The organism is Candidatus Chlamydia corallus, from assembly GCF_002817655.1.
In the GTDB taxonomy this organism is placed as follows: Bacteria; Chlamydiota; Chlamydiia; order Chlamydiales; family Chlamydiaceae; genus Chlamydia; species Chlamydia corallus.
Genome location: NZ_NWQK01000003.1, coordinates 99305 through 110206, shown reverse-complemented (window position 1 = coordinate 110206; position 10902 = coordinate 99305). Strand labels below are relative to the sequence as shown.

Here is a 10902-nt window from a genome sequence, read left to right as displayed (position 1 = left end):
TTACAAATAAAATAAATGTTGTAATAAAAGATCTAAAATTTTTCCAGATCCTATGGCTTCCGTTAAATCTTGAAAAGAGACTCCTGCACGTTCTGCTATAATCTTAAGCTCTTTTTTTCTAGCTATACCCGAAGTAAGCATACCCGTTAGCATCGGACGCAAAAGCGCAGCCCAACTACTCATCGGCATAGCCTTTTCTAATAAACCTTTTAAGAATTTCTGATACTTAGGCTTACCGTTGAACAATTCTATTAATAAAAATGGATTTTCGAAAATAACAGATTGTTGATTTTTGCAAAACTCAGACAGGAGCGTCAAATCATTGTAATGGGTAGCTAATGAGGCAGAGAAATTCCAACTTGAAGGTGATGCTACCCCCTCACAAAAGGCTAGGCGTTCATTAAAAGCCTGTTTAATAACGCGTATCTCTTTCCAGTCATACATATATGCAGAAGAATTCATGGCTGAGAAGTAGTTGTTCCCCTCTTTAGCTCCAGGAATTTCTTGAGCATTTTTTGGGAAAAGAGCTCTGAACTCCCCTTGCAACTCAGGAGTCTGCTGAGATAAAAGAAACTGGACTACATTCCCCTGTTCCAAATAAGCCTTCAGTTCATCAGTAAGAAGATTAGGATTATATGCAATGATTTTTTCAATAGACTTTTCTTCTAAAAACCATCCGTAAAACCAAAAATTAATAGAAAGTACCAACTTCTGCATACGAGAAGCGAGCCCTTGTTTTTCATTCTTTAAAGAAACTGCGTGAGCGATCAACTGCCTGACCACCGCACTTGCAAGCTCTGGCTTTGTCAAAAAGAGAATCAACAGATCTGAGCAGGCATGCTCCTCTACCATGGCTCCAAGACGTTTTAAACAAGCACACAAAGAGTGTTTTGGCTTGCGAGCTAAAAAACGAGGAAGAAAAAGATTTTTTACTTCACTGCTAATTCCTGAAAATAAGCTTCCAGAACTTTTTATGCTTTCCTTGAGAGCTAGAGGGAAGTCAATAATTAGGGACTTGATTTCCTTTTCCAAAGACTGCATCCGTTCGGCTATGGGCTTAGAATACACTTTATTCTGATGATAAAAGGTACTTTCAATGACCTGAGGTTTAAAATCATCTTCACTCAATAATGGAGTCTTCGGAGGCTTAAGGGAAGTTATTTCAGGGTTCTTGAGTAAGCTTTTAGCTTCAACTGGCTGAGTCTTCTCTTTAGAGAACGGAATTGAGGTTCCCGCTCTCTTATATAAAAAAAAGAGGGAAATAATTGCTATCATAGAGCATACCGAGGCTGCGCATCCAGAAATAAGGAGACCTAGAGGAGCCGCTATAACATTATACCCCACCAATACCAAAGCAATACCCATCAACAAAAGGATCGAAAAAGCTAAGACGCTGAGAATAGCAATAGCAAAAGAAGCTCGGGGTTTATCATCCCTGGAAACTAAATGCTGACTTTCTATAAGGCCTTTATTTACAAAGGAAGAAGAAGATAAATTAGACAATTTTTTTTAAAAAAAAGTTAGTTAAGTAAAATCAGGTAGATATTATATACGACTAACTAAAAAAGAGAAAGTTTATACCTCCAGCTATGAGGAAAAAGATTATCATTGACATGATGTCATTTAGAGCCGTAACAATCGGGCCAGACGCTAGAGCTGGATCTACTCCGAGCTTAGCAAAGAAAAATGGAGATAAAACCCCTAAAGTCGTAGCTGTAAGAGAAGCTCCTAAAACCCCAGTAGCTACAGTAACCCCTAATTGAATTCCTCCTCCAGAGAAGATATTTAGCCCTAAAAAGCCCATTAAATAGACAACAAGACCACATAAAATCCCTAAAACGACTCCTGTAAGCAACCCTATACTCATTTCTTTAAAAATAGTCTCCCGTCGCCGTCCGAAAGAAAGAGTCCCCGTAGCCATACTCCGTACTAAAATCGTGCTACATTGAACGCCTACATTTCCCGACATTCCATTGATCAGAGGAATAAAGAATATAATCAAGGCCAAAAGAGCGGGAGAAATTTTTTGAAAATATGCCATGACGGAAGCACTAATCAGTCCCGCAAACAGGGTCACTAAAAGCCAAGGAGCTCTAAGTAAAAATCTTTGCACAACATGGCAGGTCTGGTAACCCACATCTTCAGTAGTACCTGCCATCCTGGCTATAGTTTCGTCAGCAATATCCTCAATTGCTTCAACAACGTCTTCATAAGTAATAGCCCCGATCAAAAAATTTTCTTCGTCAACAACAGGCAAAGCTGCAATTTTATATCTCTCTACAAGATCGACTACTTCCTCGCGTGTAGCATCAGGAAGTACCTTATGTTCAACCTGATTCATAATTTGCTTCAAAGAGACCTCAGGAGGATTAATAATCAAGCTTCTATCCGTAACCACGCCTCGTAATTCGCCTTTAAAATCTAAAACAAATACTAAACGGGTTAAATCGATCCCAGGATTACTGCGAATACAAGCAGAAACATCTTTCACTGTTGTTTCCATCAAAAAAGCAAAAAATTCATTAGTCATAAGCCTCCCTGCAGTATTTCTTCCGTGCTTCTGCAAATCACGAATCTTCAATGCTTTTTTAGAATCTATAAGCTCAAGAATTCTCCGATACCTACGATCTGGAATATCATCTAAAACCCATACAGCTTCGTCTGGAGGCATCTGTTCAATTAAAGCGCAGACCTCGGAATCAGAAAGCCTCCGAAAAATTGCCCATCGTGAAGCAGAGTCTGTATTGATGATAAACGCAACTTTAGCCGTAATACAAGAAAGGTTCTTGTACAAAATAGCACGCGATTCGGAGGGAAGACAGGAAACAGCATAGGCAAGATCTATTGGGTTATACTCAATCACAATTTTGGAAAGATCATGAGAGTGTATATCTGTAGAAAGACAAGTAAATGCCCTTTCTAACTTAAAGCTCAGCTCATCATCTAAATGACTCGTCCTAGAATCCATCAAATTCCCAGAACTAAAAGCTGTGTCTAATTTCTCTTCGTTTCGGTTTTGCTCCCCAACCATAACCTTCCCCTTTGATTCTCTACAACTTCACGAAATGTATGGATTTCCCTGAGATTGGCTAAATAAGGATCGTTTAACCACGTGGCTTCTGTAATACGAACACCATACCGTGCTGAGCGAATGACCATTCCCCATGCCTTTTCCACATCTTTTGTTATTGCATAGAACTTTCCTAAAGTATAGTACGCCTCTGGACACCCCAAAGAAATCGCCTTTTCTAAATATGTTCTAGCAAGTTTACTTAGACACATATTCTTATTTTTCCAAAATAGGAATAAGTATATTTTTCCCAACAATAGTAGGAAATTTTCATCTTCAAGATAGGCTTCGACCAGAGGTTCTAAAATAGTCTGCGCTTCTTCAACAAGATCTGTATTTTCTAATAACTTTCCTTTTCCTAATAAAACCGCAGCAAGAATTAGCTTAACCCTAGAGGAAGATAAAGTAAGATCTACCTTCGTTAATAATCTATACGCTTCATCATAATGGAACAAACTCTGTTGTAGTTCGGCAAGCAAATAATGAGAGTGTCCCCAAAGTTCTACGATTTCAAGTCTACCACTTAAATCCCATGCTCTCTGATAATGTAATAGTGATTCTGATAGAAAAATTTCTTTATAAGCTTCATCGACTGTGACTTCTGCCAAGCACTTTAATGCCAATCCTCGATCGCTCCAAAATAAAAAAGCCTCGGGACGCAAAGAACAGAGCCTACTTGCTACATCTAAGGCTTTTCGCAACAATCTAGCACTTTTTTTCTTCACCCCCCAAGAAAAATAAGCATCAAATAATTTTTGCCACATTCCTATGGCATCTAAATCCCATTCTAAACAAGACTGAAAACAAGAAATAGCAGAGGCAAAATGTGAGTCGTCATTAAAATAAAGAGCGGAGCAAAGCTGCACAACACCAAGAGCATGGACTAACGCACTATTGCCAGGAAAAGTCTTCATAGCAGAAATAAGCCTGAATCGACTCTCTTTAAATAAGTTTGGTTCCTCTAAATATAGTCCTAAAATTGCAATCCCTGTAGCTAATAAACCTGAAAGCGCAATCGGATCACTAGTCTTCTTTTGTAAAGAAGCAAGTTTTTCTAAACCCACTTCAACATACTTCATGTTGCTATTCAACCATCCAGAACGAATGAGAAGCTCGCCCCAAACCATCCACAGTCCTGAGAGATTAGGAAATGCTTGTATAGTTTGGTAGAGGATACGCATCGCCTGATCGAAATGCTCTTTTTTATAAGTCAGATCAAATAACTTCACACAAGCAAGAGCATAGCTATAGCGATAGTTTTCATAAGCAACGGTATCGTTATCCCTGCTGAAACTCAGAAAAATCGCTTTAGAAAAATGCTCTAATCCCTTTTCTATTTGTAAAGACTTTCCTTCTCTGGTTCCTAAAACTACCAAGCCCTTAGCATAATCAGCATGGATATGGGCATTATTAGGTGATAAATCCAGAGCCAAAGATAGGCATTTCATTCCGTAGACCAAATCACTTAACTCTAAGTGTTTGTGATAGAACTCCATAAAACTACGACCGACAGCCTGATAAACAGAAGCACTTGCTACTAAAGAAACCTCTTCTTGCTTAGCTCCTAAACGGAAGTGATCCCACCCCAGACGATTCTTCAGTTGGGGATGCATTTTCAAAAGCTGTTCTATCAAACGAAAATTGTCTATAACTTCGGAGAGAAACTTCATGTCTCCAGTTTGAGAATAAAGTTCAAAATTGATAAAGGTTCTTGCAGAGCACAAAGAAAGCCTATCGGAAGCACTGATGCCTAATTTTTCAAAAAGAAAGTCTATGTAGGTCAAAACATCAATGAAAATCGCCATGCTTTTATGTTTTAATCCATAGGTAACTCCATAGAAGATCACTTTTTTCAAAACTTTAGGTTGATTTTGAGTCATCATCAGTAGAGACCGAGACAAAGCTAAATACCCTTCACTCGGTTCGTTTTGTTGTGCCAATAATTCAATTTCAGAGAAAAGGAAATCAACCACGTCTTCAGGACAAGAGAACTCATCCTGCAAGCCTAACTTATTTATCACTCTTTTGGAGGAAATAAAAGGTAGTGGTGATCTAATCATACACCTTCTTCAATTGTCATAGCTGAATTATTTTGAAATTTGTATTAGGGGATGTTGCTTACCCTCTAACAAAAACCAGTTTTTTAAAAACAAGAACGTCTATTTCTTATTGACAAAGCACTTCAACATTTCATAGCTTCAAAACTGAGCTCATTCTAGCGTATTTCATTTTTCAATTAAAAATGTTTTCTATCTCTTTTGTGATAGTTATCGCCTTAAGAAAAGCTCTTCCGCCTTGTTTAAGACAAATTGCCTATCAGTTAAAAGACGATTTTTCCCAAATAAAACAGAAGATAAACCCTCCTATTATCTAGCCAAAAACAATAAATTTTGTTTAGAGTACTCAAAAAATTTTATCAATCTACGTTAAAATCTTTTTATACTTAAAACAATAAAATCTTAGGAATCGTCATTCATTTTTCAAATCAGGGATCACACTAATATGAGGGTATCTAGCAGTAAAGTCGAGCCCCCGTCTCTCAGGCATCTGGATTGATGGATGGGCGCCAGAAATAATTTCTCCTTTATCAAAGAGCAGAACAGCTCGTGGCTGGCAACACGTCATCAAATAAAAACCATGCTGTCCTAAACCCTGACGTCCTCCTCCTCCCTCAAACTGGAATGACGAATGCGCTTCCCAGATTAAAGATACAGATCGCGAAAGAATAACATCATCATTCCAATCCCTTTCTAGATTACCCATCAACACACGACCTGCGAGGGGATCGAGCAAGCTATAAAAAACTCCTATCACACAGGCAGAAGCATAAAAAGGCGCTTTCAAAAAAGCAGCAAGGGAGCGAGCCATCTCTCGAACAATGTCTCTACAAATAAATCTATTTTCTTCGGAAAGATCTTTACAAAAAAAATGCTCATAAAGCATGCGGAAAATAATATAAAATGGAATAACTAAAAAACGTATCAGATTGTAAACCATTCTAAACAAAGCTACGAAAGGCATTGCACAGGGAATTCCAAAACAAGGCAGTGAGCGATATTCTATTGGGGGACATTGATAAACCGCAGCTATTCCCGAACCGTCAGCACTAAGCGTCGATATATCTAGATAGCTCATATGATTCACATGCTTTGCATCCAATTTTTGCAAATTATAATTGCATGACATAGGGACCCAACAACGTCTGCTAAAAGGTGCAATACAAGTCCCAGAAATCACATCTACTTTCCTGCCTAGACGATGAAGAATGTACATACCTCCAGTCAGTAAAATTGTTGGGATAAGAATTGCTACAATCACCAAAGGCCAAGCAGTGATTAAAAGTACCCCCTGTAGATTGACTACCATTATACTCAATGCAATCAACACAGCCAATACAGTAAGGGCGATCACCGTTAATCGTATAGAAAGGTTAACACTATACGTATTCACCTTACAAACAGGAGCAGGCAGGGTATCAGATTTATGTTCTTTAAATGCAGAACGAAAGTAGCTCTGCCATCCTTGTTTTGGAAAAGATATCTCAGGACTAATTGGCTTTAAATTTTCGTTCGTAGCAGCAAGATTAAAGTAAGACATAATTATATTGTAAAAATTTTCTTGGCATTCAAATCTGAAGAAAAGAAATCCGTAGATTGTTATACTTATTTACCAAATCAAATTTTTAATCGACTCATGAAAAAACAACATTCTCATTATACCAAAAATAATCTTTTATTACTTCTTTCTATATTGCTTGGGCTGGGTTTAGGAAGTTTGCAATCTCCTTGGATTGTTTATTCTGCCGAGTGCATAACAAATACTTTTCTAAAATTCTTACGTCTACTTAGTATCCCTTTGGTATTCTGTGCCCTTGGTTCAACCATTACTTCCATACAAAATTTCAATACTATGATGATCTTAGGAAAAAGAATTTTATACTATACACTACTGACGACACTAATCGCTGCTTCTATTGGACTTCTTCTCTTCTTTTTACTTAACCCCCATATGAATCAAGAGACGCTATCCACAACTACAAAGTGTAACCCCCTAGGATATTTAGATGTTCTTGCTGACAGCCTACCAGAAAATATCTTCAAGCCATTTATTCAAGGAAATGTAATCTCAGCTGCTTGCTTAGCAATCATGGTAGGAACTGCAGCTCTATTTCTTAAAGAAAAAGAAAAAACCTTTGTTCAGCAATTTTTTAATTCATTTTTCTCTATCTTTCTTAACCTCGCTAGGGGTGGTCTAAAGCTTCTCCCCATAGCAATGATTGGATTCTCTGTCCTCTTGTTTAAAGAATTTAAAGATCAGGGCAATCTTCCCATCTTTAGTAAGTATCTGCTTTGCGTTATAGGAGCCAACCTCTCACAAGGTTTGATTGTTCTCCCCATACTACTTAAAATAAACAAAGTCTCTCCTTTAAAAATTGCCAAAGCAATGTCTCCTGCACTCGTGACTGCTTTCTTCTCAAAATCATCAGCAGCAACATTACCCCTAACTATGGAACTTGCTGAAGACGAATTGAAAATAAATAAGAATCTTTCTCGATTTAGCTTCCCGCTATGCTCTGTCATTAATATGAATGGGTGCGCTGCTTTTATTCTAATTACTGTTTTTTTTGTTGCGACTTCAAATGGCATGGTCATCACTCCACTCATGTCTTTAGGATGGGTTTTCTTTGCCACTCTCGCAGCTATAGGAAATGCAGGGGTTCCCATGGGATGCTACTTTCTTACCCTTTCTCTTCTTACATCTATGAATATTCCTTTATCCATACTAGGTCTCATTCTACCTTTTTATACTGTATTAGATATGATAGAAACTTCTCTCAATGTCTGGTCTGATTGCTGCGTAGTTAGTATAGCAAATCAACAACTCTCGAAAACACTTTCGCTATAGAGGAGGACTTAAAGCATGAATAAAAAACACGCCAGTTTTTCATCTCGATTAGGATTTATATTTTCTATGATAGGGATTGCCGTTGGAGCAGGAAATATCTGGCGTTTCCCGAGAGTTGTTGCTCAGAATGGAGGTGGCGCATTCCTAATTCTTTGGTTGAGTTTTTTATTTTTATGGTCAATCCCATTGATTATTATTGAACTTTCTATTGGAAAACTCACCCAAAAAGCTCCTATAGGAGCTTTAATTAAAACTGCGGGAAAAAAGTTTGCTTGGGCTGGAGGCTTCATTACTCTTGTTACCACATGTATACTTGCCTACTACTCTACAATTGTAGGTTGGGGATTAAGCTACTTTTATTACGCGGTTTCAGGAAAAATTAACCTCGGAAATGACTTTGCAAAATTGTGGACATCGCACTATCAGAGTTCTATTCCTCTATGGGCCCACCTGATTTCTTTAGGACTAGCCTATCTTGTAATCCGCAAAGGTATTGTTCGTGGGATTGAAAAATGTAATAAAATTCTGATCCCCGCATTCTTCCTATGCACAATTGCCCTACTTTTACGAGCAGTGACTCTCCCAGAAGCCGTCCAAGGAATCAAACAACTCTTTATTTGTGACAAAAGTTCTTTTACTAACTACAAAGTATGGATAGAAGCTCTGACGCAAAATGCTTGGGATACGGGAGCTGGATGGGGGTTACTACTCGTCTATGCGGGCTTTGCTTCAAAGAAAACTGGTGTTGTTACAAACGGAGCTCTAACAGCTATATGTAATAATCTTGTTTCCTTAATCATGGGAATCATTATCTTTTCAACATGTGCCTCTTTGGATATTTTAGGAACTGCACAGTTACAAGATGGGGCAGGAGCCTCAAGTATAGGAATCACCTTTATTTACTTGCCCGAGTTATTTACTCGTTTGCCTGGAGGCGCTTACCTAACTACATTGTTTAGCTCGATTTTCTTCCTTGCATTTTCCATGGCAGCACTCTCTTCCATGATTTCCATGCTCTTTCTTCTCTCACAGACACTATCAGAATTTGGAGTAAAGCCCTACATTTCTGAAACCTTAGCAACAACGATTGCATTTATCCTGGGCATTCCTTCTGCACTTAGTATAACATTTTTTACTAACCAAGATACCGTTTGGGGAATTGCACTTATCGTAAACGGTCTGATCTTTATTTACGCGGCTTTAGCCTACGGCCTTCCTAAATTAAGAAAAGAAATTATTAATGCAATTCCTGGAGATCTAACTCTAAACAGAGCCTTTGACTACACAATAAAATATTTGCTGCCAATTGAAGGCTCTCTTCTTTTAGGATGGTATTTCTATGAAGGACTCTTCCCTGAAAATAGTCAATGGTGGAATCCCATTTCTCTCTATAGCCTGGGGAGTCTGGTTTTACAATGGTCTTTAGGACTCATTATTTTATGGAAGTTCAATAAACAACTTTATTTAAGGTTTTCCCGTTGTAATCATGAAATTTTATAAATCCTAACAAGCTTGCCCTTGCCTAAAAACAAGGGGTCATAAAAATTAAAGGGGGGAGGGCAAAATACTTTATATTTTGCATAGAGAAAAATTATTTAAAGCTTGAAAATAACGTTTCCCTCAACCTAATATGTTTGGCAAATCTATTATTTCTAACAAGGAAAATATAATGTCAGCACCTACATCAACCCCACAACAATTGTCAGACCAAATCACTTGCTTAAATGTCCAAATGGGAGAGCTGAATGCGCAAGTAAAAGAGAACAGAAGTGATATTGAAGCCCTACAAATCGTCACTACAGCCTTAGCTGCTTCTAGTGAGACACTAACATCACAAGAAATTTGCGCAATAAGAACAGCAACAGCCTTAGTCTTATCTGCTACAGAAAAATCTGGCACTAAAACTGCAACTCAAGGACCCGTCACTGTACGGCCTCCATGTACATTCAAAAAAGTATTAGCAGTCGTATTAACAATAATTGCTTTACTTGCAATTGCTATACTTATAGCTTGTATTATTGCTGTTTGCGGAGGATTCCCCTTACTTCTATCATTTCTTAACCTATACACTGTAGGCGCCTGTGTATCATTACCAATTATAGCTTCTGCGTCAGTTGCACTTATTTGCTTGTGCGTATTTGCAACGAACTCCCTATGTAAACCAGTACTTACTGTCCACACAACAAAATAATAAGTAAAAAACATAAGAAAAAGTAGTAGTGATTTTATGACATCGATCCCTCAGACAAGTGCTAATCTTCTTAGTGAATCTTCGTTTATTCCAGATTCAGAGCAACAACCAATACGCCATCCTCTTCCAGAATCTGCTCAGTTGGCAGAAATGGCTACTCAGCTTCGGTTATTGTCCGACACGGTAATTCAACAACAACGAGAACGAACACCAACAACCGCACCTGTTATAATTCAAGTAGCTAGTCCTGCTGCAGGAAGAGCACCTACTTCTTCTCTACCAACCCCAGGAGACGAACCTCATCCTAGACCGCCTGTTCCACCAGCGCAAATAGAAAGCGAGCTAGCTTCTCTGAGAGCCGAGTTGACGCTGATACGATCTACTCTACAACAAAGCGCAAAAGGAACTCGTACAGGAGTTTTAGTTGTTACTGCAATCCTAATGACGATTTCCTTGCTTGCTATTATTATTATTGTACTGGCGGTCCTTGGATTTACTGGCGTATTGCCGCAAGTAGCTTTATTACTTCAAAGTAATGCTAACCTTATTTGGGCTATGGTCAGTGCTTCTATTATTTGCTTTATCTCATTAATTGGAACTCTAGGGTTAATTTTAACAAACAAGAATACACCCATACGTCCTTCTTAAAATAATAAATTAAATTAGAATAAGTAATATTGATTTTCTCCATACCTTCCTTGCAATTAATCACTTGGTTCTTATAAAATGATTTCTT

8 protein-coding genes are annotated in these 10902 nt (G+C 38.1%); 4 read left to right on the top strand and 4 right to left on the bottom strand.

Going from position 1 to position 10902, the window contains the following annotated elements:
- The 4 genes from CMV32_RS04655 to CMV32_RS04640 all read right to left on the bottom strand — a co-directional run bounded on the left by CMV32_RS04655 (position 1) and on the right by CMV32_RS04640 (position 6667).
- On the bottom strand, positions 1 to 1503 hold the full coding sequence (locus CMV32_RS04655; protein ID WP_239923160.1) for a CT214 family putative inclusion membrane protein: 1503 nt from the start codon (positions 1501 to 1503) through the stop codon (positions 1 to 3).
- 52 nt (positions 1504 to 1555) lie between these two features.
- Positions 1556 to 2968, bottom strand: coding sequence for a magnesium transporter (mgtE, locus tag CMV32_RS04650; protein ID WP_100934800.1), 1413 nt, complete (start codon positions 2966 to 2968; stop codon positions 1556 to 1558).
- 26 nt (positions 2969 to 2994) lie between these two features.
- Positions 2995 to 5130: a tetratricopeptide repeat protein gene (locus CMV32_RS04645; protein ID WP_100934756.1), complete on the bottom strand. Its 2136-nt coding sequence runs from the start codon at positions 5128 to 5130 to the stop codon at positions 2995 to 2997.
- Positions 5131 to 5539: 409 nt separating this feature from the next.
- A complete protein-coding gene (locus CMV32_RS04640) occupies positions 5540 to 6667 on the bottom strand; it encodes a hypothetical protein (RefSeq protein ID WP_100934755.1) in 1128 nt (375 codons plus the stop codon).
- Positions 6668 to 6763: 96 nt separating this feature from the next.
- Here CMV32_RS04640 and CMV32_RS04635 point away from each other — a divergent pair, with 96 nt between their 5' ends.
- The 4 genes from CMV32_RS04635 (at position 6764) to CMV32_RS04620 (ending at position 10814) form a co-directional block, all read left to right on the top strand.
- Entirely contained in the window at positions 6764 to 7975 is a 1212-nt protein-coding gene (locus CMV32_RS04635; protein WP_100934799.1) for a dicarboxylate/amino acid:cation symporter, read from the top strand.
- A 15-nt stretch (positions 7976 to 7990) separates the two neighbouring features.
- On the top strand, positions 7991 to 9475 hold the full coding sequence (locus CMV32_RS04630) for a sodium-dependent transporter (protein ID WP_100934754.1): 1485 nt from the start codon (positions 7991 to 7993) through the stop codon (positions 9473 to 9475).
- 169 nt (positions 9476 to 9644) lie between these two features.
- Positions 9645 to 10166 (top strand): inclusion membrane protein IncB, encoded by a 522-nt coding sequence (incB, locus tag CMV32_RS04625; protein ID WP_100934753.1) that lies wholly within the window; start codon positions 9645 to 9647, stop codon positions 10164 to 10166.
- Between the two features lie 36 nt (positions 10167 to 10202).
- Positions 10203 to 10814 (top strand): hypothetical protein, encoded by a 612-nt coding sequence (locus CMV32_RS04620; RefSeq protein WP_100934752.1) that lies wholly within the window; start codon positions 10203 to 10205, stop codon positions 10812 to 10814.
- Positions 10815 to 10902: the final 88 nt, after the last annotated feature.

Coding starts and splice junctions, on each gene's coding strand:
- CMV32_RS04640 (WP_100934755.1), bottom strand. CDS start 6,667: ATGTCTTACTTTAATCTTGCTGCTACGAACGAAAATTTAAAGCCAATT.
- CMV32_RS04620 (WP_100934752.1), top strand. CDS start 10,203: ATGACATCGATCCCTCAGACAAGTGCTAATCTTCTTAGTGAATCTTCG.
- CMV32_RS04645 (WP_100934756.1), bottom strand. CDS start 5,130: ATGATTAGATCACCACTACCTTTTATTTCCTCCAAAAGAGTGATAAAT.
- mgtE (WP_100934800.1), bottom strand. CDS start 2,968: ATGGATTCTAGGACGAGTCATTTAGATGATGAGCTGAGCTTTAAGTTA.
- incB (WP_100934753.1), top strand. CDS start 9,645: ATGTCAGCACCTACATCAACCCCACAACAATTGTCAGACCAAATCACT.
- CMV32_RS04635 (WP_100934799.1), top strand. CDS start 6,764: ATGAAAAAACAACATTCTCATTATACCAAAAATAATCTTTTATTACTT.
- CMV32_RS04630 (WP_100934754.1), top strand. CDS start 7,991: ATGAATAAAAAACACGCCAGTTTTTCATCTCGATTAGGATTTATATTT.